This window comes from Kluyvera sp. (genome assembly GCF_965301105.1).
Genome location: NZ_CBDKZX010000025.1, coordinates 22,116 through 48,130 on the forward strand (window position 1 = coordinate 22,116; position 26,015 = coordinate 48,130).

22 protein-coding genes are annotated in these 26,015 nt (G+C 57.0%); 15 read left to right on the forward strand and 7 right to left on the reverse strand.

The genetic code is table 11. From position 1 onward, the window contains the following. Positions 1 to 75 precede the first annotated feature (75 nt). Together ACW14G_RS11220 and ACW14G_RS11225 are read right to left on the reverse strand one after the other, a co-directional pair. Complete coding sequence (locus ACW14G_RS11220; RefSeq protein ID WP_271458574.1) at positions 76 to 567, reverse strand: winged helix-turn-helix domain-containing protein; 492 nt, start codon at positions 565 to 567, stop codon at positions 76 to 78. A 271-nt stretch (positions 568 to 838) separates the two neighbouring features. Beyond that, entirely contained in the window at positions 839 to 3,097 is a 2,259-nt protein-coding gene (locus tag ACW14G_RS11225) for an FAD-dependent oxidoreductase (protein ID WP_419057208.1), read from the reverse strand. A gap of 62 nt (positions 3,098 to 3,159) precedes the next feature. Between ACW14G_RS11225 and ACW14G_RS11230 the strand changes: the two genes are divergently transcribed. After that, on the forward strand, positions 3,160 to 3,852 hold the full coding sequence (locus tag ACW14G_RS11230; protein WP_223803986.1) for an IclR family transcriptional regulator: 693 nt from the start codon (positions 3,160 to 3,162) through the stop codon (positions 3,850 to 3,852). On the opposite strand, the gene ACW14G_RS11235 is transcribed toward ACW14G_RS11230, so the two are convergent. The 3 genes from ACW14G_RS11235 to ACW14G_RS11245 all read right to left on the reverse strand — a co-directional run bounded on the left by ACW14G_RS11235 (position 3,824) and on the right by ACW14G_RS11245 (position 7,506). Next, the gene (locus ACW14G_RS11235) at positions 3,824 to 5,155 is read right to left on the reverse strand and encodes an MFS transporter (RefSeq protein ID WP_167576613.1); all 1,332 of its coding nucleotides are present in this window, start codon (positions 5,153 to 5,155) and stop codon (positions 3,824 to 3,826) included. The genes ACW14G_RS11230 and ACW14G_RS11235 overlap by 29 nt on opposite strands. A gap of 449 nt (positions 5,156 to 5,604) precedes the next feature. Beyond that, a complete protein-coding gene (locus ACW14G_RS11240) occupies positions 5,605 to 6,495 on the reverse strand; it encodes a dihydrodipicolinate synthase family protein (protein ID WP_249022264.1) in 891 nt (296 codons plus the stop codon). Positions 6,496 to 6,618: 123 nt separating this feature from the next. Next, the gene (locus ACW14G_RS11245) at positions 6,619 to 7,506 is read right to left on the reverse strand and encodes a MurR/RpiR family transcriptional regulator (RefSeq protein ID WP_163447182.1); all 888 of its coding nucleotides are present in this window, start codon (positions 7,504 to 7,506) and stop codon (positions 6,619 to 6,621) included. A 321-nt stretch (positions 7,507 to 7,827) separates the two neighbouring features. Here ACW14G_RS11245 and ACW14G_RS11250 point away from each other — a divergent pair, with 321 nt between their 5' ends. From ACW14G_RS11250 to ACW14G_RS11270, 5 genes are all read left to right on the forward strand, one after another. Next, the gene (locus ACW14G_RS11250) at positions 7,828 to 9,318 is read left to right on the forward strand and encodes an MFS transporter (protein ID WP_167576609.1); all 1,491 of its coding nucleotides are present in this window, start codon (positions 7,828 to 7,830) and stop codon (positions 9,316 to 9,318) included. Positions 9,319 to 9,368: 50 nt separating this feature from the next. Next, a complete protein-coding gene (locus tag ACW14G_RS11255) occupies positions 9,369 to 10,058 on the forward strand; it encodes an N-acetylmannosamine-6-phosphate 2-epimerase (protein ID WP_163447184.1) in 690 nt (229 codons plus the stop codon). After that, positions 10,055 to 10,930, forward strand: coding sequence for an N-acetylmannosamine kinase (gene nanK, locus ACW14G_RS11260; protein ID WP_249022263.1), 876 nt, complete (start codon positions 10,055 to 10,057; stop codon positions 10,928 to 10,930). Before ACW14G_RS11255 ends, nanK begins: the two co-directional genes overlap by 4 nt. Then, the gene (gene nanQ, locus ACW14G_RS11265; protein ID WP_249022262.1) at positions 10,927 to 11,394 is read left to right on the forward strand and encodes an N-acetylneuraminate anomerase; all 468 of its coding nucleotides are present in this window, start codon (positions 10,927 to 10,929) and stop codon (positions 11,392 to 11,394) included. The genes nanK and nanQ overlap by 4 nt, the downstream gene beginning before the upstream one ends. 553 nt (positions 11,395 to 11,947) lie before the next feature. Further along, a complete protein-coding gene (locus ACW14G_RS11270) occupies positions 11,948 to 14,173 on the forward strand; it encodes an inverse autotransporter beta domain-containing protein (protein WP_419058229.1) in 2,226 nt (741 codons plus the stop codon). Positions 14,174 to 14,255: 82 nt separating this feature from the next. Here the strand turns inward: ACW14G_RS11270 and ACW14G_RS11275 are convergent, their stop codons facing one another. Both ACW14G_RS11275 and hpaR read right to left on the reverse strand, forming a co-directional pair. After that, entirely contained in the window at positions 14,256 to 15,524 is a 1,269-nt protein-coding gene (locus tag ACW14G_RS11275) for an MFS transporter (protein ID WP_163447191.1), read from the reverse strand. A gap of 306 nt (positions 15,525 to 15,830) precedes the next feature. After that, on the reverse strand, positions 15,831 to 16,244 hold the full coding sequence (gene hpaR, locus ACW14G_RS11280) for a homoprotocatechuate degradation operon regulator HpaR (protein ID WP_064547751.1): 414 nt from the start codon (positions 16,242 to 16,244) through the stop codon (positions 15,831 to 15,833). Between the two features lie 264 nt (positions 16,245 to 16,508). On the opposite strand from hpaR, the gene hpaG reads away from it, so the two are divergent. The 9 genes from hpaG to ACW14G_RS11325 form a co-directional block, all read left to right on the forward strand. After that, positions 16,509 to 17,786: a 4-hydroxyphenylacetate degradation bifunctional isomerase/decarboxylase gene (hpaG, locus tag ACW14G_RS11285; protein ID WP_249022260.1), complete on the forward strand. Its 1,278-nt coding sequence runs from the start codon at positions 16,509 to 16,511 to the stop codon at positions 17,784 to 17,786. Then, positions 17,783 to 19,249, forward strand: coding sequence for a 5-carboxymethyl-2-hydroxymuconate semialdehyde dehydrogenase (gene hpaE / locus ACW14G_RS11290; RefSeq protein ID WP_163447195.1), 1,467 nt, complete (start codon positions 17,783 to 17,785; stop codon positions 19,247 to 19,249). Before hpaG ends, hpaE begins: the two co-directional genes overlap by 4 nt. Position 19,250: 1 nt before the next feature. After that, positions 19,251 to 20,102 (forward strand): 3,4-dihydroxyphenylacetate 2,3-dioxygenase, encoded by an 852-nt coding sequence (gene hpaD / locus ACW14G_RS11295; protein ID WP_167576595.1) that lies wholly within the window; start codon positions 19,251 to 19,253, stop codon positions 20,100 to 20,102. Positions 20,103 to 20,111: 9 nt separating this feature from the next. Then, positions 20,112 to 20,492: a 5-carboxymethyl-2-hydroxymuconate Delta-isomerase gene (locus ACW14G_RS11300; RefSeq protein WP_249022259.1), complete on the forward strand. Its 381-nt coding sequence runs from the start codon at positions 20,112 to 20,114 to the stop codon at positions 20,490 to 20,492. 174 nt (positions 20,493 to 20,666) lie between these two features. Next, positions 20,667 to 21,470, forward strand: a complete 804-nt coding sequence (gene hpaH, locus ACW14G_RS11305) for a 2-oxo-hept-4-ene-1,7-dioate hydratase (RefSeq protein ID WP_163447201.1) — start codon at positions 20,667 to 20,669, stop codon at positions 21,468 to 21,470. A gap of 15 nt (positions 21,471 to 21,485) precedes the next feature. Beyond that, positions 21,486 to 22,277, forward strand: coding sequence for a 4-hydroxy-2-oxoheptanedioate aldolase (hpaI, locus tag ACW14G_RS11310; protein ID WP_163447312.1), 792 nt, complete (start codon positions 21,486 to 21,488; stop codon positions 22,275 to 22,277). Between the two features lie 102 nt (positions 22,278 to 22,379). Then, positions 22,380 to 23,756, forward strand: coding sequence for a 4-hydroxyphenylacetate permease (hpaX, locus tag ACW14G_RS11315; protein ID WP_167576591.1), 1,377 nt, complete (start codon positions 22,380 to 22,382; stop codon positions 23,754 to 23,756). Positions 23,757 to 23,768: 12 nt separating this feature from the next. After that, complete coding sequence (gene hpaA / locus ACW14G_RS11320) at positions 23,769 to 24,659, forward strand: 4-hydroxyphenylacetate catabolism regulatory protein HpaA (RefSeq protein ID WP_249022258.1); 891 nt, start codon at positions 23,769 to 23,771, stop codon at positions 24,657 to 24,659. 263 nt (positions 24,660 to 24,922) lie between these two features. Further along, positions 24,923 to 26,015: 4-hydroxyphenylacetate 3-hydroxylase N-terminal domain-containing protein (locus tag ACW14G_RS11325; protein ID WP_455648597.1), on the forward strand; the 1,093-nt coding region annotated here is incomplete at its 3' end.

Genomic DNA, 26,015 nt, shown 5'->3' on the forward strand with positions numbered 1-26,015 from the left:
AAAATCACGGGTTAGGTACCGTTTTGAGCTTTTCTCATGACAATCGCTTTCAGCCTGTTTCTGTTGACGCCTTCACTAGCTGAATATCATGGCCCCCAGAATGAGGGTTAACAACACGTTCATGATAATCAGCGTGTATAGGATCCAGGATGAAAGCGTCGTGCTATCTATCCCCTTTTCATCGGGTTGCGTAATGAGCGCAATCCCCGCTTTATGATGGGGGGAATCTACGGGCAAAACAGCAAAGTTTGGACAAAGCTGAAACCCTCTGCGTGGGACGGTAATAATTGCTTCTTGTTCAATGCCGACTTTTTTCAGACGGTTACGTAGCTGATAAATATATTGATGGATAGTATTATTACTCATCCATTTTCCACGGTCTCCCCAGATTTGATGGCTTAGATAAGGATAACAACATATTTCACCCTGCTTACTAATCAGCAATTTTAGACAGTGGCTGGCGGGTTTGCTCAGCGCGACTTTGCTGGAGAAACAAGGGGACGGCGAAAGCATGCCGGAAACAGGGTTGAAATAAACGTGGTTGTTCAGTAAGTATAAGTTTTTCATGGTAATACCTTATAATTATTTTAAGTATTAAGTCATGAAATTATATACGCTACGAAAGTTTTAACGGGGCTATTTTAAAAAGTTTACGTTCTCTTATGTTTTATGCCAAAACAGGTGTTATGGGCGAAAAATAAAATTGTTAAAGCCGGTCGTTAATATTTATGATGGCTAATGCGTTGTGCTTAATATATACGATTTAAAGATTAAAACCCCTCGCACTGAAAAGAGCGAGGGGCCGTTAAGGCTATTTTTGACGGTTTAGAATGCGCCGTTATTTCACGTTCAGCGAATAAACCGCGGGCACGCCCCCCGCCGATTTCACCAGCTCAAGGGTGATTTTTGACACTGTGCGCGGTGCTTCCAGCGTGTGCTGGCAAACCGAGTGACGGTTGTCGCTCACTTCGGCAATCAGCGTATCGTCGGCCCACAGCCGATAGTGGGTGGTGCAATGCGGCGTGACCGCCTCTGCGTGGCCCATCTGTACGGTTTCCATCGCGTTATCAAAGTCATTGTCCAGCATCAGCGTCAGCGACTGCACGGTCTGCGGCGTGTCCCACTGCCAGGTCAGGCGCGGCGCGGCGTCGTCCAGCGCGGGTGCCCAGCCATTAATCTGTTGTTCCGGGCGCAGACGGCCGTTCAGCAGGTTTTGCACGTTGTAGCAGCGCAGCGGCGTGGCGAACTGGATCACGGGCATGATCTGGTGTGGGCGGCGGCGCGGCACCCAGAAATCAAACGCCTCGACGCCGTAATCCCCGTCCACCACCTGACGCGGGTGCTTGGCCACGCGGGCGTTCTGGCTGTTGAATACCGTCATGATACCCGGCAGCGCCACGTCGCTTAGCGCCATCTCCACCTCGCTGTTGCGCTCGAAGGCGATAAACAGATAGCGGTCAACGTCGCTCTGCCAGCCAAACTCAACGAGGTATTCCCCGGCTTCCTGCACCGTTAACGTCCGTTCGTCGAGCAAGGTGTCAGCACAATAGTTGGCGGCCTTCTGGCTGCTCAACAGGCTGATGTTCACCGGCTGTGCGCTGGCGGCGCGCAGGGTAAAGCGCAGAGCCGGCAGCGCTTCACCGGCTTTGACCGGCAGCAGCAGCGCCATGCGTTCTTCCAGCGCCATCCAGCGGCCGCTGGCGGGGAGGGCGGTCAGCGCCAGTTCGCTGCTGGCGCTCACTCGCGCGCCGCGCGCCGGGTCGCGCAGATGCTGACGCGGAATGTAACAACCGGTTTGCTGGAGATGCTGCTGGAGTTTGTCGATGTGTTTGGCTTCCGCCAGCTGCGGCGCGCTGAGCTGATGCTGCTGACAGAGCGCGGCCGCGCGGCCCACCACTTCACCCAGCAGACCGCAGGTACACATCACACGGGCGCTGCCGAAGGCGACGTGAGAGGCGGAAATCAGGCGGCCGGTCAGGAACAGGTTATCCAGCGAGCGGCTGTAGAGGCTGCGATACGGAATGGTGTAGGTGCCTTTGCTGTGGAACTGGCGGCAGCCGTCATGTTTGCTATAGACGCCGTCCGCCGGGTGCAGGTCGATAGACCAGCCGCCGTAGCCCACCGCGTCGTAGTGGTCACGCTGCTCGATGATGTCCTGCTGGCACAGCAGATGGTCGCCGATAAAGCGGCGGCTCTCGCGTTTGCCGGGAATTGAACCGACCCACTCGATGGTCAGGTTTTCGGCTTCCGGGAATTCGCCGGAGTTTTTAATGTAGTCCCACACGCCCCAGACAATTTTCCACAGCTCCCATTTGATCTGCTCGCTGTCGTGGATGGTATCAAGACGTCCGCCCCATTCCAGCCACCATAAATCGCAGCCGTTCAGCGTCGAGGTCAGACGCTTGTAGCGCGGAATAGCTTCAATGTCCTGCAAGGCAAAAGAGGGCGGCACGAACTTCACCGGCCCGCTGCTTTTGCGGGTGTAGAAATAGATAGAGTGGCCGAGCTTGTGGCCGAAGTTATCGCCGGGGGCCATTTTTTCGCCCAGTTCTTCAGCGTCTTCCGCGCCGACGCGGTACTCTGCGCCCGCCAGATGGCCCAGCACGCCGTCGCCGGTGGCGTCGCAGAACTGTGCGGCCTGAATGTGATAGAAGGTCTCATTGACGGCGTTAAAGCCGGTGGCTTCGGTAATGCGCTGGCCTTCGCGCTCAACGGCGTAAATGGCGGTGTTCAGCAATAGGGTGAGGTTCTTTTCCCGCTGCGCTAAATCCAGCAGCAGCAGGTCGAACATCATCGGGTTGCCTTCTTTATTGCGCCACAGGTTCTCTTCGAGAATTTCGCCCATAATGCCGCCTTCGCGCGACCAGCGGTTATTGTTACCCATGTGCGACGTTGCGCCGTTGGCCCACAGGCGCACTTCGCTGGAGGCGTTGCCCCCAAGCACCGGTCGGTCCTGCACCAGTACGACCTGCAAACCGTCGCGGGCGGCAGCGAGCGCGGCGCATAGCCCGGCCAGGCCGCCGCCGGCGACCAGCAGATCGGTGCGTAGGGTCTGGTGGGGAAAATCACGTTCATGGGTTTGCTGGAAAATTTGCATAAATTGTAATTCCTGCCTTTCTGGCGATAAAATAATAGTCTTTAAAAAAACGGGATCCCGCTATGTCGTCTCAACCTAATCAAAGCCTTATCGACGGTATTCGCTGCCTGCAGTATCTGGTGTCCAGCGATCGGGCTATCGGTTGTCGCGAGCTGGCGCGGCTGATGGGCATTAACCCCACCCGCGTGAACCGTCTGCTGATGACCATGGCGGCCATCGGCTTGACCACCCAGGACGAGCAGCGTCGCTATCTGCCTGGGCCCGGTATTCACGCGCTGGCCGCACAGGCGATCCGCGGTTCAACGCTGTTTTCAAAAGCCCTCCCGCTGCTGGAAACCTACGCCCCGAAAGATATCGTGGTGGCGATGGGCGTCCTGTGGGAGGACCAGGTTATCTACATCTTCCACTCCCGCCCCGGCAGCCATATCAGCCAGGCGCTGGCGGGTTTTCACATGATGCCGGCCTGTGAGTCGGTCATCGGTATTGCGCTGCTCGCCGCCGAAGACGACGAGATGCTGGCCCAACGCTTTAGCGCGGAAGAGATGGCGCGCATTGCGCCGTACCTTCAGCAGCAGCGTCAGCTGGGCCATGTGGTCTGGCCGCACGACGACGGCGAAGTCTCTCTCGCCAGGCCGATTCAGTTCGGTTCACACAAGGCGGCGCTGGCTTTTGCCGGGATGTATGATCCCATCCCGGAACAGACCGCCGCGCGGCTGGCCGAACTCATCACGCTTTGCGACCGACTGACGGCGTAGCCTTGTCGCTGTCGAGGTCAATCTTGCCGACCACGAACAGATAAGAGCAGATCCCCAGACAGGCCAGTACGGCGATAAAACCGAGCGCTGGGGCGAAGTTATGCCCGTCGATCAGCGCGCCGATAGCGATTGGCACGACGATCGAAGAGAGCGCGCCGGTAAAGTTGAAGACGCCGCCCGCCAGACCAATCAGATGACGCGGCGCGAGGGCTGTCACAAACACCCAGGTAATTGTCGCCAGACCGTTGCCGAAGAAGGCGATGGACATAAACAGGATGATCAGCGTGGGGTCATCGGTGTAGTTGGCGCCAAGGATAAACAGCGTCAACGCCATCCCCAGAATGACCGGTGCTTTACGGGCAAAGCTGGCGGAGACGCCACGACGAATCAGACGGTCTGATACAAACCCTGCCAGCAGCACGCCGACAAACGCCGCGAGGTAAGGAACAGAGGCGACGTAGCCGGACTTAATAAAGTCCATATGGCGATACTGCACCAGATAGGTCGGGAACCAGGTCAGGAAGAACCAGAAGGTGGCCGAGATGGTGAACTGGCCGAAGTAGATGCCAATCAGCTTACGGCTTTTAAACATCAGCCCCAGATCCTGCCAGCTGAACGGACGCTTAGCGGCGTTCTCGCGGCTTTCCATGACCGCGCCGCCGTCGCGCAGGTGATCCAGTTCGGCTTTCGATACGGTTTTGTGATCCAGCGGATCGCGGTAGACGCAGTACCACAACACGCCCCAAATCATCCCCACCACGCCGGTGATCAGAAACAGCCCGCGCCAGCCGAAGAGATCCTGAATATGAAACAGCACCGGGGTCATCAGCGCCATGCCGACAAACTGGGCGGAAGAGTAAATACCGATCGCCGTAGCGCGTTCCTGCTCCGGGAACCAGCTGGAGATCACGCGGTTGTTTGACGGCATCACCGGCGCTTCAAACGCCCCGACGCCCAGACGCAGGCCAACCAGCGCGCCAAAGCTGTTGGCGACGGCGTGCAGCGCGGTAATCAACGACCAGATAAACAGCCCCACGCCGTAGACCAGGCGAGAACCGAGACGGTCGATCAGAAAGCCGCCGGGGATCTGCAATGCGGCGTAGATCCAGCCGAATGCGGAGAAGATAAGCCCCATCTGGAGCGGGGTAAACTGCAGCTCGCCGGACATCTGCGTGGCCGCGACCGAGAGGTTCGTTCGGTCCATGTAGTTGATAATAATATTAATAAACACCAGGCCTAGCACAAAGAAGCGTACCCGACCGGTCGAGCGGGCGGCAGATCTTGTTATCGGTTGTTCTGACATAGAGGTGTTCTCATCATTTTAAGGTTTAAAAGGTAAGAGGCGTCATATGATTGTTGTTAGTGTTTCTTTTATAGAAACACTTAGTCGGATGCAAAGTGAGATGTAAAGAAGTGTGATCTGTCTTGTATTTGTACAGTAATGAAATCGGTTTCAGGTGTTGGGATGGGGGGCCCCCCTCACCCTAACCCTCTCCCCAAAGCGGCGAGGGGACTGTACGGTGCGGTTGGTGGGTTTAATGCAGGGTTTTGCCCTCTCCTGAAAGGGGAGAGGGACTGTACGGTGCGGTTGGTGGGTTTAATGCAGGGTTTTGCCCTCTCCTGAAAGGGGAGAGGGACTGTACGGTAGAGTTGGTGGGCTTAATGCAGGGTTTTCTCCCTCTCCCTTTCAGGGAGAGGGCCGGGGTGAGGGTTCAGCGCGCACGGCCTCCGTACAGGCGGTGACCGTAACCGTTAAATAAACTCAGCCGCACGGAATTTCGCCAGCGCGTCCTGCTTTTGTTCCGCCGTCATCGGGCGGAGCGGACGGCGCGGGTCGCCCACGTCGATACCGTGCAGCTGCATGGCCAGCTTCCCGGCCGCCACGCCGCCGTACTGCACCAGCACGCGAATGATGGCGATCACTTTGTCCATGCAGGCCGCCACGTCCTGGTGGTTGCCCTGATTGAAGCTATCGATCAGGCGAAGATAGAGCGGTGCGGCATAGTTATAGGTACTGCCTACTGCGCCAATCGCTCCGCAGGCGAGCCCCGCCGGTAAAAATTCGTCCACGCCGAAGGGAATATCGAACTGGCCGTTGTTAACGCGCAGGCAACGCTGGAACTCGTACATGTCGCTGGAGTTAAACTTCATACCGGACAGGTTCGGAATTTTATCCGCAGCGGCAATCAGGAACTGTTCCATATCGAGGCTTAGCCCGGACATTCCCGAGTGATAGTAGTAGAACCCCTTCGATGGCGCGGCGGCGGCGTTAAGCCGGCAATATTCCACCAGGTCGTCGACGCTGGACGGTTTAAAGAAGCAGGGGCCAATCACCGAGGTGGCGAAAATATCTAACGTCTCCGCGTGACGGCTTAGATCCAGCGAGTCGGCGATGCTCAGCGCGCCAGTATGGAGCGTAATGCTGAGCTTACCGTGGCTGGCCGCGACCCAGCGCTCGGCGACCTTTTTACGTTCAGCAACGGAGCAGTGGATGCCCTCGCCGGTGGTGCCAAGAACGTACACGCCCTTCACGCCCTGGCCAATAAGATGCTCGGCAATCTGATCAATGACCGGATAGTTTACTTCACCGTGGCTGTCGAAAGGGGTGTGCGGCGCAGCGATAAGACCTGTTAGCTTTTCCATGTAAACCTCAATCGGTGTTTTTCTTCTTAACTAAAAGTTAAAATGAAGCATAACTCCACTTTGCGGACAAATGATACCCATAGAGAAAAACGAGAGTATCAGAGTGTGATCGGCCGCACTAAATTAGGCCTGACGAGGAACCGTTAAGGCGTCCATGGTGCGCAGTTTATTGGCCTTCGCCTGCTCCGGATCTTTCTGCACCAGCAGGGTGTAGATGAGATCCAGCACGAACAGCTGCGCGGTCTTGGTTCCGATGGAGTCACCCTGCAGGCGCCCCTGTCGATTACCATTAATCAGCGTAAAATCAGCGACTTTGCTCAGCGGTGAGCCCAGGTTATGGGTCAGCGCGACGGTGGTCGCGCCCGCTTCTTTGGCAAGGTGCAGCGCATGGGTGGTTTCCGGGGAGTGGCCTGAATGGCTGATGCCGACGGCGACATCGCCCGGTTTGAGCAGGGAAGCCTGCATGTACATAAAGTGATTGTTGGTGAGCGCATCCACGCGCATACCGATACGCATCAGCTTATGCTTCATATCTTCGGCGGTGACGCCAGACGCGCCCACGCCAAAAATATAGGCGCTATTGCAGGCGTGCAGCGCATCGACAACCTGTTCGACCTGGCGCATATCCAGCAGATTCAGCGTTTCGGACAGCACGTTGGCAATCGCGCCTTGCAGCTTAAGACCAATCGTGTGGGCGTCATCGTTTTCCACCACTTCAGCGTCCAGCAGCGTGCTGCTGTCATCGCTGTCGACCATCGCCAGCTCAATGGCCAGCTCCATTTTGAAATTCTGAAAGCCCTTATAGCCCAGCAGGCGGCAGAAACGGATCACCGACGCTTCGCCAGCATTGATCTCCTGTGAAAGATCGGCAATGGAAAGCTGCGTCACCTTATGGGGTGACGTCATGATGTAGTTGGCAATACGCTGCCCGACGCGGGTCAGGCTACTCTGCATCGCCCCCAGAGTATCAAGTATTTTTCCGGCCTTAACCGGTGAGTTCGGACTCTCCATTGCTTCCTGCTCTTCACGCTGACTGAGTGGGTAATGATGGGGCAGCGCCTGCGGTCAGGCAAGAAAATCGGTGTAAAAACCGTGTAATAGCCGCCATTTTGCGCACACCTGTACCGATGACGACGGCATGTTGTGACGCAGATCGATTTTTTATCCTCCGTCATGCTGACCTCTATGATGGTGTTCACACATTTCAGTCTATGCACTTGTGGTGTTTTGCTTCCTGTAAAATTATTAAATGGAGTTTTACTTCATTTGAGTGTGTCGCACTCACTCTTTAGGCACGTAGGTATTGCAATTTGCTCATCACAGGAGAGCAACATGAGTGGAATAACAAAAGCCATTCCATGGTACAAACACCTTAATAAATCCCAGTGGCGGGCTTTCTCAGCCGCATGGCTTGGCTATTTGCTTGATGGTTTTGATTTTGTCTTAATTGCCCTGGTATTAACGGAAGTACAGAGCGAGTTCCAGCTCACCACCGTACAGGCGGCGAGTATTATTTCCGCGGCGTTTATTTCGCGCTGGTTAGGCGGGTTGCTGCTGGGGGCGATGGGCGATCGCTACGGTCGTCGTCTGTCGATGGTCACCAGTATTATTCTTTTCTCGGTCGGTACGCTGGCCTGCGGCCTGGCGCCGGGTTACACCTCGATGTTTATCGCCCGTATGGTTATCGGTATGGGGATGGCGGGGGAGTACGGCTCCAGCGCAACCTATGTGATTGAAAGCTGGCCAAAACATCTCCGCAACAAGGCCAGCGGCTTCCTGATTTCCGGTTTTTCCGTCGGCGCGGTGGTGGCGGCGCAGGTTTACAGTCTGATCGTTCCTCTGTGGGGCTGGCGCGCGCTGTTTTTCATTGGCATTCTGCCGATTATTTTTGCGCTGTGGCTGCGGAAAAATATTCCTGAAACCGAAGACTGGAAAGAGCGTCAGGCGAATAAAAAACCGGTCCGTACGATGGTCGACATTCTTTATCGCGGCAAGCTGCGGCTGCTGAATATCGCGATGAGCTGCGCCGCTATCGCCGCGCTATGGTTCTGTTTTGCGGGCAATCTGCATAACCCGGCGATCGTACTGCTGCTGGCGCTGGTGTGTACGGTGATTTTTGTCAGCTTCATGGTGCAAAGCAGCGGCAAACGCTGGCCAACCGGCGTGATGCTGATGGTCGTAGTGCTGTTTGCTTTCCTCTACTCCTGGCCGATTCAGGCGCTGCTGCCGACCTACCTCAAAAGCGAGCTGGGATACAACCCGGCGACCGTGGCGCAGGTGCTGTTCTTTAGCGGCTTTGGCGCAGCGGTGGGCTGCATTGTCGGCGGCTTCCTCGGCGACTGGCTGGGAACGCGTAAAGCCTACGTTTACAGCCTGTTAGCCTCGCAGATTCTGATTATCCCGGTATTCGCCATCGGCGGTTCCAGTATCTGGGGCCTGGGTATCCTGCTGTTCTTCCAGCAGATGCTAGGCCAGGGCATTGCCGGCATTCTGCCGAAGCTGATCGGCGGCTATTTCGATACCGACCAGCGTGCGGCAGGCCTCGGCTTTACCTACAACGTCGGGGCGCTGGGCGGGGCGGCGGCGCCGGTGATTGGCGCGCTGGTGGCGCAGCATCTCAGCCTTGGCTCTGCGTTGGGTTCGCTCTCCTTTGGTTTAACGTTCGTGGTGATTTTACTGATTGGTCTGGATATGCCGTCTCGCGTGCAGCGCTGGATTCGTCCGGAAGCACTGCGTACGCATGATGCTATCGACGGTAAGCCGTTTAGCGGCGCGCTGACCCGTCAGACAGACAAATCGGTTCCCGTTTGCGGTAAGCATTAATTACAGGCGCCCGGACGCGCCGGGCGCAAATTGAAGTTAAGGATGTACTTATGTCGTTGTTAGAGAATCTGGATACAAGCATTCAACAGCAGGGTGGGCTTATCGTTTCTTGCCAGCCGGTCCCCGGCAGCCCGTTAGATAAACCGGATATCGTGGCGGCGATGGCGCTGGCGGCGGTACAGGCGGGGGCCGTGGCGGTCCGCATCGAAGGAATTGAAAACCTGAAAGCGACGCGCCCGCTGATTAGCGTTCCGATTATCGGCATCGTGAAACGTGATTTGTCGGATTCCCCGGTACGTATTACCCCTTACCTTGACGATGTAGACGCGCTGGCACAGGCCGGTGCCGATATCATTGCTTTTGACGGCACTGACCGCGTGCGTCCGACGGCGGTCGCGGAAATTATTGCCCGGATTCATCATCATCAGCGCCTGGCGATGGCCGACTGTTCCTCGCAGCAGGACGCCGCTGACTGTCACCGCCTCGGCGCGGATATTATCGGCACGACGCTTTCCGGCTATACCACCGATGTGGTGCCGCAGGAGCCCGATCTGGCGCTGGTGTCGGCGTTAAGCGCTAAAGGCTACCGCGTGATTGCCGAAGGCCGCTATAACTCACCGGCGCTGGCCGCACAGGCCATGCGGCACGGCGCCTGGTCGGTCACCGTCGGCTCGGCGATTACGCGCCTTGAGCATATTTGTCAGTGGTATCGTGACGCGATCGTGGAGGAAGCGGTATGAGCACGCTGGCGATTGATATCGGCGGCACCAAGCTCGCTGCGGCACTTATCGATCCCCGACAGCAGATTATCGACCGCCAGATTTTACCGACGCCCGCCAGCCGCACGCCGGAGGCGCTACGTGAGGCGCTGCGCTCGCTGATTGCGCCATTTGCCGGGCAGGCGCAGCGCGTGGCGGTAGCCTCAACCGGCATCATCCGTCACGGCATCCTCACGGCGCTCAACCCGGATAACCTTGGCGGCCTGGCGCAGTTTCCGCTGGTAGATACCCTCGCTCAGCTGACCGGGCTGCCCTGTCTGGCGGTGAATGATGCGCAGGCAGCGGCGTGGGCGGAATATCGCGCGCTGCCGGCCGAGGTTCGCGATATGGCGTTTATCACGGTGTCGACGGGCGTCGGCGGCGGCATCATCAGTCATGGCAAGCTGCTTACCGGTCGTCAGGGGATGGCGGGGCATATCGGACATACGCTGGCCGACCCGCACGGGCCGCTTTGTGGCTGCGGGCGTCGCGGTTGTGTGGAAGCGATTGCCTCTGGACGCGGGATTAGCGCGCAGGCGGTTGACGCTCTCCACGGCATGACCGCAAAGGAAATCTATGTGCTGCACCAGCAGGGGCATCCGCAGGCGACGTGCCTGATTGAGCGCTCGGCCCAAACCGTGGCGCGACTGATTGCCGATCTGAAAGCCGGCTATGACTGCGAATGCGTGGTTCTTGGCGGCAGCGTCGGTCTGGCGGACGGTTATTTATCCCTGGTCGCCGGGTATCTGGCGCGAGAACCGGCGGCCTATCACACGCATCTTGTCGCCGCCCATCATCAGCATGACGCGGGGTTACTTGGCGCGGCAATGCTGGCAGAAGAGGACATCATATGATTTTTGGCGATATTCGTTGCCCTGAGCGTGCCGGGTTACCTTCACCGCTGCTCGCGGCGCTGACCCTGGCCCTGAAGGCGGACCCGCAACGCTGTGAGCCGGGCCGTCACGCTTTGCAGGGGGAAGATATTTTTATGAACGTGATGCAGTTTATGACGCAACCTGCGCACGCTAAACGGGCTGAGCTGCACGCGGAATATATTGATGTGCAGATCCTGCTTGCGGGAGAAGAGCGCATCGAGTTCGGGCTTGCTGACAGTGCCCGTCAGTGTGATGAATGGCACCACGAAGACGATTACCAACTGTGTGATGAGATTGCGGGGCAGCAGTCGGTTACGTTGCAGGCAGGGATGTTTGCTGTGTTTTTCCCCGGCGAGCCGCATAAACCGGGTATTCAGGGAGAGACGCCCGCCGGGATAAAGAAAGCGGTGGTGAAAGTGCATCGAAAGCTGCTTGATAGGTAGGCTTTCGAACCATCCCGGTTCAGTCAGGCGAAGCGCCGCCGGGGTGGTTCATTCAGCTAACCGGGTACGCTTCCAGCTCAGGCTCTGGCGAACGCAGCAGCGCCCACATAATAATCCTCCCAATTACCGCCTTAAGCATCCCTTTCTTTTTTTGCTATACCTTACCGACTGTTCTGCCACATTTTTTTATATTTACACAGGGTGTCCAAAATCGGATACCTAAACATCGAGCCAATTTATTCTTAATTGGATAAAATACCAACCAAATAAGCCTTGCGCCAAATAATATTATTCGATAACAACTATTATATCCTGGTTTGTAACTACAATATTTCTTTCTGTTAACGCATTGCATTTCAAATAAATGGAAATAATTAAATAAAACGCGGAGTATCTCTTGATACTCTATTTTTGTCATTTCTGAAAATTCACATTGTATAAAATGAATAAATTATCTTTATTGTGTCGTTATGGCGTGTCTTATTCTTTAGCTCAATTGAAACAGGTCCCGCGCGTATTGTCTCCGATGCTGCTGTTGATCCCTCTACAATCGATGGCTAACGCACCTGCGACGGAGAATGCTGACGTTAATCCTTATAGTGATACGCTGAGCAGGACAGCTTCCACACTGGCATCAACCGAATCAAATGGGGCGGCAGGAGCAGCGGCGTCCGTCGCATCAAGCTATGCATCTTCCTCCGTGGAAGGTTGGCTCTCGCAGTTCGGTACTGCCCGCGTGCAGTTAAATGTGGATAACAACGGCAACTGGGACGATAGCTCCTTTGATTTTCTGCTGCCGTTTTACGATAACAAAAAAACGGTGATCTTCACTCAATTGGGGATGCGCGCACCGGACGATCGTTTTACTGGAAACCTTGGTTTTGGCGTCAGAACATTTAATGCATCGAACTGGATGTTTGGTATTAACAGCTTTATTGATGATGATTTTACCGGTGGTAACCGTCGCGCCGGATTTGGTGGCGAAGCCTGGACCGATGATTTAAAACTATCGGCAAACGGCTATGTCGGTATTACCGATTGGCACAGTTCACGTGATTTTGATGATTACGATGAAAAGCCTGCAAATGGTTTTGATATTCGTGCTGAAGGCTATTTACCGACTTATCCGCAATTGGGCGCAAAGGTCATGTACGAACAGTATTATGGCGATAATGTTGCGCTATTTGATACCGACCACCTGCAAAAAGATCCTTCTGCGGTCACGGTGGGTCTGAACTATACGCCGATTCCGCTGGTGACCGCAGGCATAGACTATAAACGCGGTCAGGATTCGGTGGATGACACCCAGTTCTCCCTGGCTTTCCACTATGTGCTGGGACAATCTTTGTCATCACAATTGTCGGGCGATCAGGTGGCGTATCGTCGAAGCCTCGCAGGCAGCCGTTACGATCTTGTCGAGCGTAATAATGAAATCGTGCTGGACTACCGCAAGCAGGAAAAACCGACGCCAGACGCGCCTACCACGGATTTAGCGATACAAATTGTGCGTAATGGGGTGGATTCTGACGGTACGACCAAAGATTTCGCCGTGGCGCGGGTCACCGATTCTGACGGTACGCCGATGGCCAACGTCACCGTTAACTGGTCTGTTAGCGGTTCTGCGAAGCTGGCACGAGCGTCCAGCACGACGGACAGCTACGGTCTTGCTACCGTGGGCTTAACCGACGCTGTCGCAGAAACAGTGGACGTGACCGCGACCGTAGAGCAGCAGACGAAGACCTCGAAAGCCACGTTTGTTGAGGGAAGTGGTGGTGATAAGACCAGGCACATCGTGGTCAGCACGGTGAGGGGGGCGGCAAGCGCTGATGGCCAGGATCGCGGAATACTGAAAGCCGTCGTCACCGATGAAAACGGTAAGCCGATGAGCCATAAGACCGTGGCCTGGTCCGATAGCTCGGATACGGCAAAGGGCAATAAAACGGAAACCATCACCAATGATAGCGGCGTGGCGCTTTTTGCCTTAACGGATACCGTTCCGGAGAAAGTGACCGTAACGGCGAAAATGGATGATATCAGCGATTCAGGCAGCGTGACGTTTATTCAGGGCTCGCAGATTATTACTAACGTAGAGATGTCCGCAGTGAAAAATGGCGTCATTGCCGATGGCGTTCACCAGAATATCGTGCAGGTTTCGGTTGAAAATGGTCAGCACGAACCAGCAGCAGGTGAAACAGTGAGTTGGTCTCTGGTATCGCCGTCCTCTAAGGCAGAGATTAAACATTCAACAACGGTGACGGACGCGAAGGGGAATGCGTATATCAGCTTCGCGGATACAGCGGCGGAAGATGTCCAGGTGCAGGCGAAAGTCGGCGAGCACCAGATGAGCTTCACATCGAACTTTATCGCTGAATCTATTGGTCAAGTTGATGGGCCGATTCCTCTGGGGATTGGATCGGATGATGTCGTCAATATCAATGAATCCAGCGGCGGCGTTGATTTCCAGATAACGCCTTATGCGGGTATGAAGGAAGGGGACCAGATTGTGCTGCACTTCCAGGTATACGGCGATGATGGCGGCCCATCCTATAACCCACGCAGCCAGACGTGGACCTCTTCGATCCACACAGTGACCGCGAGCGAAGTAGGGCACCCAATTACCATTAATGCGCCACAAAGCGCATTCTACGACGACAATGGAATTGGCATCACCGACACGGATTACGACACCACCGGCGCCTATGCCGTGGTGAAAAGCGTCAGCGGGCAGACGGTGAAATCTTCCTTCACGCATATGGGTGTCGCGACCATTATGGGGTAGCGGCTCCCATGGAGTCGGCTAGCGCAGGCCGGGCTACATAAACGTTAGCCCGGCCTGGCGAAGCGCCGCAGGGGAGGTTTGCTCAGCTGGCCGGGTTCGCTTCCAGCTCAGGCTCTGGCGAACGCAGCAGCGCCCACAGAATAATCGCCCCAATCACATCAAATACTGCCAGCACGGCAAACAGTGGGCTAAAGCCCAGTGTGTCCGCCAGCGCGCCAACCACCAGGGCGAATAAGGTGCTGGCGGTCCATGCAGCCATGCCGGTAAAACCGTTGGCGGTGGCCACTTCGCCCGGATCGAACATGTCGGAAGAGAGCGTAATCAACGCGCCGGACAGCGACTGGTGGGCAAAACCGCCGACGCACAGCAGCGCAATAGCCACGAACGGGCTGCTGAACAGACCGACCATGCCCGGCAGGATCATCAGCGCTGCGCCCATGGTGACAACCAGCTTACGTGAAACCACAATATTGACGCCAAAGACACGCTGGAAGATCCCCGGCAGATAGCCGCCGATGACGCAGCCCATATCGGCGAACAGCATCGGGATCCAGGCAAACATGGCGATATCTTTCAGGTTGAAGCCGTAGGTGTGCACCATAAACAGCGGGATCCAGGCGTTGAAGGTCCCCCACGCCGGTTCCGCCAGGAAGCGCGGCAGGGCGATGCCCCAGAATTTACGTTGCTTCAGCAGCTGGCCGATGTGTACTTTATCGACCGTTTTTTTCTCTGGCTGGCCTTCGGTGATGTAGTTGTACTCTTCTTTGCTCAGTTTCTTGTACTGGCCCGGGCGGTTATAGACCAGGTACCATCCCAGCGCCCACACAATACTGGCTATCCCGACGATCACGAACGCCAGACGCCAGCTGTGAATATAAATGGCCCATGCCACCATCGGCGGCGCAATGATGGCACCCATCGAAGAACCGACGTTGAAGTAGCCCACGGCGACGGAACGTTCGTGATCCGGGAACCATTCGGTGACCGATTTCAGCCCGGCGGGGATCATCGCGCTCTCGGCAAAACCCCCTAAGCCACGACACAGCGCCAGGCCTTGCCAGCTGTTGGTGAAGGCGGCACCGATGCAGAAGATGCCCCACAGTGCGCCAAACAGGGTATAACCCACTTTGGTGCCCAGCGTATCAAGCACATAACCCGCGATGGGCTGGGCAATGGTGTAGCAGGCGGAAAATGTCGCCACGATCCAGGAATATTGCTGGGTAGTGACATGAAGATCGCTCTGAAGCGTCGGCGCAGCGGCCGAAATAGTATTGCGGGTTAAATAGCATAAAATCGTGCCAAGCGTGACAAGAGCCACCATAAACCAGCGCGTATGACCAGTAGTGCGCATAAAACGTTCCTTTACTTCTTAGGATATGAGACGGCCTGCGGGTGAACAGGCGCAACTGCGGTCATACAGAGAGAAGATAAATCGCCAGCCATACGGCGGCACACAGCGGTCCTTTTATGAGAATTAGTGAATCCGTGTCACATTTTTTCTGAATATTAAACCTGTGTTTCATAAAATTATGTGATCTGATTCAAAATTATTAGGATGGCGTACCACTTAAGTGTATCGGGGTAAGTAATGACGTAATGAACCGTTAAGGGCGGTTTCATTCTGCCCGAATTGCTGTGAAAACAGGCAGATAAGGGGCTATTTGTTGAGGGTAATAAACTCGTGTAGCAACGCCGTCAGCTGTTTCATCTTCTCCGGCGTGAACTTCTGTTCAATTTCCAGGTAGGCTTCTTCCACTTTCGCCTGCGCGCGCTCGTACAGCGCGTACCCCTCTTTGGTGAGCGAGACATAAAGTTTGCGCTGATCGTTGACCGGCTTCAGGCGTAACACCAGCCCATCGCGCTCCATGCGCGTCAGAATCCCGGTCAGGCTGGGGCGCAGAATACAGGTCGCGGCAGCCAGATCGTGGAAGTCCATTGAAGGGTTGTCGACCAGCACGCGAACAATCCGCCACTGCTGCTCCGTCAGATTGTGCTGCTTCACGATAGGCCGAAAATAGGTCATCGCCACTTCCCGCGCCTGCATCAGGGCGATGGTTAAAGAATCGTGCATTCTGCCTCCTGCCACTTCTCATCATTAATATATGAACAATATAGCAATGTTGCTTTTATCAACAGCATATTTTTGATGAAACCCGACATTGCTGAAATGAAACTTCATTAATCTATTGATTGTGAACTACTATTTTTAGTTTGTGTAAAATTATTGTTAATCGAGTCACAAAAAAATTACTTGTGTTTGCTAAATGAGCAGCGGAGGCATAAAACAGATTATTAATATATTAACGAAATAAATGCTGTCTCTGAGGAGCTGTAAATGAAAGGTACCGTTTTCGCCGTGGCGCTCAACCATCGCAGCCAGCTTGATGCCTGGCGCGACGCGTTCGAGCAGGCCCCCTATAAGGCACCGCCTAAAACCGCCGTCTGGTTTATCAAACCGCACAATACCGTCACCGAAGGCGGTCAGCCGATCCCGTACCCGGAGGGAGAGGCGGTATTCAGCGGGGCAACGGTGGCGCTGGTGGTGGGCAAAACGGCGCGTAAAGTTAGCGTTGAAGACGCGGTGGACTATATCGCCGGATACGCGCTGGCGAACGAAGTCAGCCTGCCGGAAGAGAGCTTCTATCGCCCGGCGATTAAAGCCAAATGCCGTGACGGCTTCTGCCCGCTGGGGGAAATGGTGAGCGTTGATAACGTCGACAACCTGACCATCATTACCGAAATCAACGGTCGTCACGCCGACCAGTGGAGCACCGCTGACCTCACGCGCAATGCCGCCGAGTTGCTGAGCGCCCTGAGCGATTTCGCCACGCTGAATCCGGGCGATGCCATTCTGCTGGGCACCCCGCACAACCGCGTGGCGCTGCGTCCCGGCGATCGGGTCCGCGTACTGGCAGAAGGTTTCCCGCCGCTGGAAAACCCGGTAGTCGCCGAAGCGGACGCTCGCCCGGAGCCACGTCCGTACGACCACGGCACCCTGTTTGCGCTGGGGCTGAACTACGCCGACCACGCCAGCGAACTGGACTTCAAGCCGCCGGAAGAACCGCTGGTGTTTATCAAAGCGCCGAACACCCTTACCGGCGATAACCAGACTTCGGTGCGCCCGGACAACGTCGAGTACATGCACTACGAATCGGAGCTGGTGGTGGTGATTGGCAAAACCGCGCGCAAGGTCAGTGAAGCTGAAGCGATGGACTACGTCGAGGGCTACACGGTCTGTAACGACTACGCCATTCGTGACTACCTGGAAAACTACTATCGCCCGAACCTGCGGGTAAAAAGCCGCGACGGGCTGACGCCCGTTTCCCCCAATATCGTGCCGAAAGCGGCAATTCCCGACCCGCATAACTTAACCCTGCGCACTTGGGTCAACGGCGAGCTGCGTCAGGAAGGCACCACCGCCGATCTGATTTTCAGCGTACCGTTCCTGGTCTCTTACCTGAGCCAATTTATGACGTTGCAACCGGGCGACATGATTGCCACCGGCACGCCGAAAGGGCTCTCCGACGTGGTGCCGGGAGATGAAGTGATTGTGGAAGTGGAAGGCGTCGGTCGCCTGGTGAACCGGATTGTCAGCGAGGAGTCTGCAAAATGAAAAAAATTAACCATTGGATCAACGGCAAAAGCGTCGCCAGCGATGACTATTTCCACACCACCAACCCGGCGACCGGCGAGGTGCTGGCGGAAGTCGCCTCCGGCGGCGAAGCGGAAGTGAATCAGGCGGTAGCCGCGGCGAAAGAGGCTTTCCCGAAGTGGGCCAATCTGCCGATGAAAGAGCGCGCACGCCTGATGCGTCGTCTGGGCGACCTGATTGACCAGAACGTGCCGGAAATCGCGGCGATGGAAACCGCCGACACCGGCCTGCCGATTCATCAGACCAAAAACGTGCTGATCCCCCGCGCGTCGCACAACTTCGAGTTTTTCGCCGAAGTGTGCCAGCAGATGAACGGCAAAACCTATCCGGTCGACGACAAGATGCTCAACTACACCCTGGTGCAGCCGGTGGGCGTCTGCGCGCTGGTGTCGCCGTGGAACGTGCCGTTTATGACCGCCACCTGGAAGGTCGCGCCGTGCCTGGCGCTGGGTAACACCGCGGTGCTGAAAATGTCCGAACTGTCGCCGTTAACCGCCGACCGTCTGGGCGAGCTGGCGCTGGAAGCGGGCATTCCACCTGGGGTGCTGAACGTGGTGCAGGGCTATGGCGCGACGGCGGGCGATGCGCTGGTACGCCACCACGACGTGCGCGCGGTCTCTTTTACCGGCGGCACCGCCACCGGGCGCAACATCATGAAAAACGCCGGGTTGAAAAAATACTCGATGGAGTTGGGCGGCAAATCGCCGGTGCTGATTTTTGAGGATGCCGACATTGAACGGGCGCTGGACGCCGCGCTGTTCACCATCTTCTCGATCAACGGCGAACGTTGTACCGCCGGTTCGCGCATCTTTATCCAGCAGAGCATCTACCCGGAATTCGTCAAACGCTTTGCCGAGCGCGCCAACCGCCTGCGCGTCGGCGACCCGAACGACCCGAATACTCAGGTCGGCGCGCTGATTAGCCAGCAGCATTGGGAAAAGGTCTCCGGCTATATCCGCCTTGGTATTGAAGAGGGTGCGACCCTGCTGGCCGGCGGCCCGGAAAAACCCACCGACCTGCCAGCACACCTGCGTGGCGGCAACTTCCTGCGCCCAACGGTGCTGGCGGACGTCGACAACCGGATGCGCGTGGCTCAGGAAGAGATTTTTGGCCCGGTAGCCTGCCTGTTGCCGTTCAAAGACGAGGCGGAAGGGCTGCGTCTGGCCAACGACATTGAGTACGGCCTGGCTTCCTATATCTGGACCCAGGACATCAGCAAAGTGCTGCGTCTGGCACGCGGCATCGAGGCCGGGATGGTGTTCGTCAACACCCAGAACGTGCGTGACCTGCGCCAGCCGTTCGGCGGTGTGAAGGCCTCCGGTACCGGGCGCGAAGGCGGCGAGTACAGCTTTGAAGTGTTCGCGGAGATGAAGAACGTCTGCATCTCAATGGGCGATCACCCGATTCCTAAGTGGGGAGTGTGATATGGGCAAGCTCGCGTTAGCAGCAAAAATTACTCACGTGCCGTCGATGTACCTCTCTGAAATTCCGGGGAAAAACTTTGGCTGCCGTCAGGCGGCCATCGATGGGCATAAAGAGATCGGCAAGCGCTGCCGTGAAATGGGCGTCGACACCATCATCGTGTTCGATACTCACTGGCTGGTGAACAGCGCCTACCACATTAACTGCGCGGAAAGCTTTAAGGGCATCTACACCAGCAACGAGCTGCCGCACTTTATTCGCGACATGACCTACGACTATGACGGTAATCCCGAGCTGGGCCAGCTGATTGCCGACGAAGCCGTAGCGCTGGGCGTGCGCGCCAAAGCGCACAACATTCCAAGCCTGAAGCTGGAATACGGCACGCTGGTGCCGATGCGCTATATGAACGCCGATAAGCACTTCAAGGTGGTCTCCATCTCGGCGTTTTGCACCGTGCATGACTTTGCCGACAGCCGCAGGCTGGGCGAGGCGATCCTGAAAGCCATCGAGAAGTACGACGGCACCGTAGCGGTGTTCGCCAGCGGCTCGCTGTCGCACCGTTTTATCGACGACCAGCGTGCGGAAGAGGGGATGAACAGCTACACCCGCGAGTTTGACCATCAGATGGACGAACGCGTGGTCAAGCTGTGGCGCGAGGGCAAGTTCAAGGAGTTTTGCACCATGCTGCCGGAGTACGCCGACTACTGCTACGGCGAAGGCAACATGCACGACACCGTGATGCTGCTGGGAATGCTGGGCTGGGATAAGTACGACGGCAAGGTGGAGTTTATTACCGATCTGTTCGCCAGCTCCGGCACCGGGCAGGTGAACGCCGTATTCCCGCTGCCTGCGTGAGGATGAACCATGCCGCACTTTATTGCTGAATGCACTACCAACATCCGCGAGCAGGCAGATTTACCGAGCCTGTTCAGCAAGGTGAACGAGGCGCTGGCCGCCACCGGAATTTTCCCCATCGGCGGCATCCGCAGCCGAGCCCACTGGCTGGATACCTGGCAGATGGCTGACGGGAAGCATGACTACGCGTTTGTGCATATGACGTTGAAAATCGGTGCAGGCCGCAGCCTGGAGAGCCGTCAGGAGGTGGGCGAAATGCTGTTCGGGCTGATTAAAGCCCACTTCGCCACGCTGATGGACAGCCGCTATCTGGCGCTGTCGTTTGAGATTGACGAGCTGCACCCGACGCTGAATTACAAACAGAACAACGTGCACGCGTTATTTAAATAAGACCGGCCCGCCCAGTCCTTCGCTTCTTTTGAGGCGGAAGAAAATACGCACTCGGTCAGTCCCCTCGCCCCTTTGGGGAGAGGGTTAGGGTGAGGGGGGACCTCCGCGGCCTGATGCCCTCACCCCGGCCCTCTCCCACAGGGAGAGGGAGAAAACACAGCCACAGGAATCACTATGCTCGATAAACAGACCCGTACCCTGATCGCCCAGCGGCTGAATCAGGCTGAAAAACAGCGTGAGCAGATCCGTGCCGTCTCGCTGGATTACCCGGACATCACCATCGAAGACGCCTACGCCGTGCAGCGTGAATGGGTGGCGATGAAGATTGCCGAAGGGCGCACGCTCAAAGGCCACAAAATCGGCCTGACCTCCAAAGCGATGCAGGCCAGCTCGCAGATTAATGAACCGGACTACGGCGCGCTGCTCGACGACATGTTCTTCCACGACGGCAGCGAGATTCCGACCGACCGCTTTATTGTCCCGCGCATTGAGGTGGAACTGGCGTTCGTACTGGCAAAACCGCTGCGCGGACCGAACTGCACGCTGTTCGATGTCTATAACGCTACCGACTACGTGATCCCAGCGCTGGAGTTGATTGACGCTCGTAGCCACAACGTGGACCCGGAAACCCAGCGCCCGCGCAAGGTATTCGACACCATCTCCGACAACGCCGCCAACGCAGGCGTGATCCTCGGCGGGCGTCCGATTAAGCCTGATGAACTGGATCTGCGTTGGATCTCCGCGCTGCTGTATCGCAACGGCGTGATTGAAGAGACCGGCGTTGCCGCAGGGGTACTTAACCACCCGGCGAACGGCGTGGCGTGGTTGGCGAACAAGCTGGCGCCGTATGACGTTCAGCTGGAAGCGGGGCAGATTATCCTCGGCGGATCGTTCACCCGTCCGGTTCCGGCGCGTAAGGGCGACACCTTCCATGTTGATTACGGCAACATGGGCGCGATTACCTGCCGGTTCGTATAAAAGGAAAAGACGATGATGAAGAACAGCTTCAAAGACGCGCTGAAAGCAGGCCAACCGCAGATTGGCCTGTGGCTCGGACTCTCCAGCAGCTACAGCGCCGAGCTGCTGGCGGGCGCTGGGTTTGACTGGTTGCTGATTGATGGCGAACACGCGCCGAACAACGTCCAGACCGTGCTGACCCAACTACAGGCGATCGCGCCTTATCCAAGCCAGCCGGTGGTGCGGCCGTCGTGGAATGACGCGGTACAGATTAAGCAACTGTTGGACGTTGGCACGCAAACGCTGCTGGTGCCGATGGTGCAAAACGCCGACGAAGCGCGAGCCGCCGTGTCTGCAACCCGCTATCCGCCGCAGGGTATTCGCGGCGTGGGCAGCGCGCTGGCGCGGGCGTCACGCTGGAACCGCATTCCGGATTATCTCCACCAGGCCAACGATGCCATGTGCGTGCTGGTGCAGATTGAAACTCGTGAAGCGCTGAATAATTTGGCGCAGATCCTCGATGTTGACGGCGTAGACGGCGTGTTTATCGGCCCGGCGGACCTCAGCGCCGATATGGGCTTTGCCGGCAATCCGCAGCACCCGGAAGTGCAGGCGGCGATTGAACAGGCCATCGTGCAGATTCGTGCGGCGGGAAAAGCGCCGGGCATTCTGATGGCGAATGAACAGCTGGCGAAACGTTATCTGGAGCTGGGGGCGCTGTTTGTCGCCGTCGGCGTCGATACCACCCTGCTGGCGCGCGGCGCGGAGGCGTTGGCGGCACGCTTTGGCGCGGAGAAAACCTCGCTCGGGTCGTCCGGCGTGTATTAACGCGTGCCGGGGAGACCCATCGACATGTCGGCCCGGCAAGCGAAGCGCGCCGGGCAACAACACTGCTTCACCCTACGCAAATTCCCATCAGAGGAAAGGACAATGAGCGACACATCACCTGCAATTCCGGAGCAACTCAACCCGGCCGACCAGCACAAGCGGCTGACGGCAGGCCAACAATCGGTTATCAACAAACTGTTTCGTCGTCTGGTTCTGTTTTTGTTCGTGCTGTTTATCTTCTCATTCTTAGATCGTATCAATATCGGCTTTGCCGGGCTGACGATGGGGGCGGATCTCGGCCTCAACGCCACCATGTTCGGCCTCGCCACCACGCTGTTCTACGCCACCTACGTGATTTTCGGCATTCCCAGCAACATTATGCTGAGCATTGTTGGCGCGCGGCGCTGGATTGCCACCATTATGGTGCTGTGGGGTATCGCCTCCACCGCCACCATGTTCGCCGTCGGGCCGAAAAGCCTCTACGTGCTGCGCATGCTGGTGGGCATCACCGAAGCCGGATTCCTGCCGGGGATTCTGCTGTACTTAACCTACTGGTTCCCGGCGTTTTTCCGCGCCCGCGCCAACGCCCTGTTTATGATTGCCATGCCGGTAACCACCGCGCTGGGCTCGATTGTCTCAGGCTATATTCTGTCGATGGACGGTCTGCTGAATATGCACGGCTGGCAGTGGCTGTTCCTGCTGGAAGGTTTCCCGGCGGTGCTGCTCGGAGTGATGGTCTGGTACTGGCTCGACGACTCCCCGGCGAAGGCCAAATGGCTGACCGACGAGGATAAAAAGTGCTTACAGGAAATGATGGATAACGATCGCCTGACGCTGGTGCAGCCGGAAGGGGCGATTAGCCATACCGCGATGCAGCAGCGCAGCCTGTGGCGCGAAGTGTTTACGCCGATCGTCCTGATGTACACGCTGGCCTACTTTTGCCTGACGAATACGCTCAGCGCCATCAGTATCTGGACGCCGCAGATCCTCAAGAGCTTTAACGAGGGCAGCAGCAACATCACCATCGGCCTGCTGGCGGCAATCCCGCAGATTTGTACCATTCTTGGCATGATCTACTGGAGCCGCCATTCGGACAAGTACCAGGAGCGTAAGCACCACACGGCGCTGCCGTTCCTGTTTGCCGCCGCCGGTTGGTTGCTGGCCTCGGCGACCAACCATAGCCTGATCCAACTGTTGGGGATCGTGATGGCCTCGACCGGATCGTTTAGCGCGATGGCGATTTTCTGGACCACGCCGGATCAATCCATCAGCCTGCGCGCCAGGGCGATCGGTATTGCGGTGATCAACGCTACCGGCAACATTGGGTCGGCGCTGAGTCCGTTTATGATTGGCTGGCTGAAAGATGTGACCGGCAGCTTTAACAGCGGATTATGGTTTGTCGCGGCGCTGCTGGTGCTGGGAGCGGCCATTATCTGGGTGATACCGATGAAATCTTCCCGCCCACGCGCCACGCCGTAAGGAGCCGACGTTATGTGCCAGCGTGTGATTACCAATATCGACATCAGTACCGAGTATGAAGAGAGTCTGGGCACCAGGGATGTGCACTATCAGTCGTTTGCCCGCATGGCGGAGTTTTTTGGCCGCGATATGCAGGCGCATCGCCACGATCAGTTCTTCCAGATGCACTTTCTCGATACCGGGCAGATTGAGCTGCAGCTCGACGATCACCGCTACTCGGTGCAGGCACCGCTGTTTGTGCTGACGCCGCCGTCGGTCCCGCACGCCTTTATCACCGAGTCGGACAGCGACGGTCACGTGTTGACGGTGCGGGAAGAGTTAATCTGGCCGCTGCTGGAGGTGCTATACCCCGGCACCCGTGAGGCGTTCGGCTTGCCGGGAATGTGCCTGTCGCTGGCGGACAAACCCGACGAACTGGCGGCGCTGGCGCACTACTGGCGGCTGATTCAGCGCGAGTCGACCTCTGAGCTGCCGGGGCGCGAGCATACCCTGGTGTTGCTGGCGCAGGCGGTGTTCACGTTGCTGCTGCGCAACGCGCCGCTCGACGACCACGCGGCCAGCGGTGTGCGCGGCGAACTGAAGCTGTTCCAGCGCTTTAACCAGATGATTGATAACCACTATCACCGCCACTGGACGGTGCCGGACTACGCCAGCGAGCTGCATCTGACCGAATCCAGGCTAACGGATATCTGCCGCCGCTTCGCTAATCGCCCGCCGAAAAGGCTGATTTTTGACAGACAGCTGCGTGAGGCCAAGCGTCTGTTGCTGTTTTCCGACAGCGCGGTGAGCGAGATTGCCTGGCAGCTTGGCTTTAAGGACCCGGCCTATTTTGCGCGCTTTTTTAATCGCTTAGTGGGGTGTTCGCCGAGCGCGTTTCGCGCGCAGAAAGTCCCGGTGTCGTAGGTTCCCCCCTCACCCTAACCCTCTCCCCATAGGGGAGAGGGGACCGACCGTGCGGGTTTTCTCCCTCGCCCTTTGGGGAGAGGGCCGGGGTGAGGGGCAAACACGCGCCAAACCCTACCCAGATCACAGAACCGCCCCCCGCCCGAAAAGTACCAGCTGTTGACCCAAAAGTCTCTTCACCGTCTGCGTTTTAAACGCTTCAATTACAAAACAAGAACAAAACATAAATTTAACAAATCCGATGAATACTGGAGTGTACCCGAATGAAACCTGAAGATTTCCGCGCAGACACCAAACGTCCGTTAACCGGTGAAGAGTACCTGAAAAGCCTCCAGGATGGCCGTGAGATCTACATCTACGGCGAGCGCGTCAAGGATGTCACTACCCATCCCGCCTTCCGCAACGCGGCAGCCTCTGTCGGCCAGCTGTACGATGCGCTGCACAAGCCGGAAATGCAGGACAAGCTGTGCTGGAGCACTGATACCGGCAGCGGCGGCTACACCCATAAATTTTTCCGCGTGGCGAAAAGCGCCGACGACCTGCGTCAGCAGCGCGACGCCATTGCCGAGTGGTCACGTCTCTCCTACGGTTGGATGGGGCGAACTCCGGACTACAAAGCGGCCTTCGGCAGCGCGTTGGGGGCGAACCCGGCGTTCTACGGCCAGTTTGAGCAGAACGCCCGCCACTGGTACTCGCGCATTCAGGAAACCGGTCTGTACTTCAACCACGCGATCGTTAACCCGCCCATCGACCGCCACAAACCGGCTGATGAAGTGAAAGACGTTTACATCAAGCTGGAAAAAGAGACCGACGCCGGGATTATTGTGAGCGGCGCGAAGGTGGTGGCGACCAACTCGGCGCTGACCCATTACAACATGATTGGCTTCGGCTCCGCGCAGGTGATGGGCGAAAACCCGGACTTCGCGCTGATGTTCGTCGCACCGATGGATGCCGAGGGCGTGAAGCTGATTTCTCGCGCCTCCTACGAGATGGTGGCGGGTGCAACTGGCTCTCCGTACGACTATCCGCTCTCCAGCCGCTTTGACGAGAACGATGCGATTCTGGTGATGGATAACGTACTGATCCCCTGGGAGAACGTCCTGATCTACCGCGATTTCGATCGCTGCCGTCGCTGGACGATGGAAGGTGGTTTTGCCCGTATGTACCCATTACAGGCGTGCGTGCGTCTGGCGGTGAAGCTCGACTTTATTACCGGCCTGCTGAAGAAATCGCTGGAGTGCACCGGTACTTCGGAGTTCCGCGGCGTGCAGGCGGATCTCGGCGAAGTGGTGGCGTGGCGTAACATGTTCTGGGCGCTGAGCGACTCCATGTGTTCTGAAGCGACCCCGTGGGTCA

Excerpts from the sequence above, each read along its gene's own strand:
- ACW14G_RS11220 (WP_271458574.1), bottom strand. The coding sequence starts at position 567 with ATGAAAAACTTATACTTACTGAACAACCACGTTTATTTCAACCCTGTT.
- ACW14G_RS11225 (WP_419057208.1), bottom strand. The coding sequence starts at position 3,097 with ATGCAAATTTTCCAGCAAACCCATGAACGTGATTTTCCCCACCAGACC.
- ACW14G_RS11230 (WP_223803986.1), top strand. The coding sequence starts at position 3,160 with ATGTCGTCTCAACCTAATCAAAGCCTTATCGACGGTATTCGCTGCCTG.
- ACW14G_RS11235 (WP_167576613.1), bottom strand. The coding sequence starts at position 5,155 with ATGTCAGAACAACCGATAACAAGATCTGCCGCCCGCTCGACCGGTCGG.
- ACW14G_RS11240 (WP_249022264.1), bottom strand. The coding sequence starts at position 6,495 with ATGGAAAAGCTAACAGGTCTTATCGCTGCGCCGCACACCCCTTTCGAC.
- ACW14G_RS11245 (WP_163447182.1), bottom strand. The coding sequence starts at position 7,506 with ATGGAGAGTCCGAACTCACCGGTTAAGGCCGGAAAAATACTTGATACT.
- ACW14G_RS11250 (WP_167576609.1), top strand. The coding sequence starts at position 7,828 with ATGAGTGGAATAACAAAAGCCATTCCATGGTACAAACACCTTAATAAA.
- ACW14G_RS11255 (WP_163447184.1), top strand. The coding sequence starts at position 9,369 with ATGTCGTTGTTAGAGAATCTGGATACAAGCATTCAACAGCAGGGTGGG.
- nanK (WP_249022263.1), top strand. The coding sequence starts at position 10,055 with ATGAGCACGCTGGCGATTGATATCGGCGGCACCAAGCTCGCTGCGGCA.
- nanQ (WP_249022262.1), top strand. The coding sequence starts at position 10,927 with ATGATTTTTGGCGATATTCGTTGCCCTGAGCGTGCCGGGTTACCTTCA.
- ACW14G_RS11270 (WP_419058229.1), top strand. The coding sequence starts at position 11,948 with ATGGCTAACGCACCTGCGACGGAGAATGCTGACGTTAATCCTTATAGT.
- ACW14G_RS11275 (WP_163447191.1), bottom strand. The coding sequence starts at position 15,524 with ATGCGCACTACTGGTCATACGCGCTGGTTTATGGTGGCTCTTGTCACG.
- hpaR (WP_064547751.1), bottom strand. The coding sequence starts at position 16,244 with ATGCACGATTCTTTAACCATCGCCCTGATGCAGGCGCGGGAAGTGGCG.
- hpaG (WP_249022260.1), top strand. The coding sequence starts at position 16,509 with ATGAAAGGTACCGTTTTCGCCGTGGCGCTCAACCATCGCAGCCAGCTT.
- hpaE (WP_163447195.1), top strand. The coding sequence starts at position 17,783 with ATGAAAAAAATTAACCATTGGATCAACGGCAAAAGCGTCGCCAGCGAT.
- hpaD (WP_167576595.1), top strand. The coding sequence starts at position 19,251 with ATGGGCAAGCTCGCGTTAGCAGCAAAAATTACTCACGTGCCGTCGATG.
- ACW14G_RS11300 (WP_249022259.1), top strand. The coding sequence starts at position 20,112 with ATGCCGCACTTTATTGCTGAATGCACTACCAACATCCGCGAGCAGGCA.
- hpaH (WP_163447201.1), top strand. The coding sequence starts at position 20,667 with ATGCTCGATAAACAGACCCGTACCCTGATCGCCCAGCGGCTGAATCAG.
- hpaI (WP_163447312.1), top strand. The coding sequence starts at position 21,486 with ATGAAGAACAGCTTCAAAGACGCGCTGAAAGCAGGCCAACCGCAGATT.
- hpaX (WP_167576591.1), top strand. The coding sequence starts at position 22,380 with ATGAGCGACACATCACCTGCAATTCCGGAGCAACTCAACCCGGCCGAC.
- hpaA (WP_249022258.1), top strand. The coding sequence starts at position 23,769 with ATGTGCCAGCGTGTGATTACCAATATCGACATCAGTACCGAGTATGAA.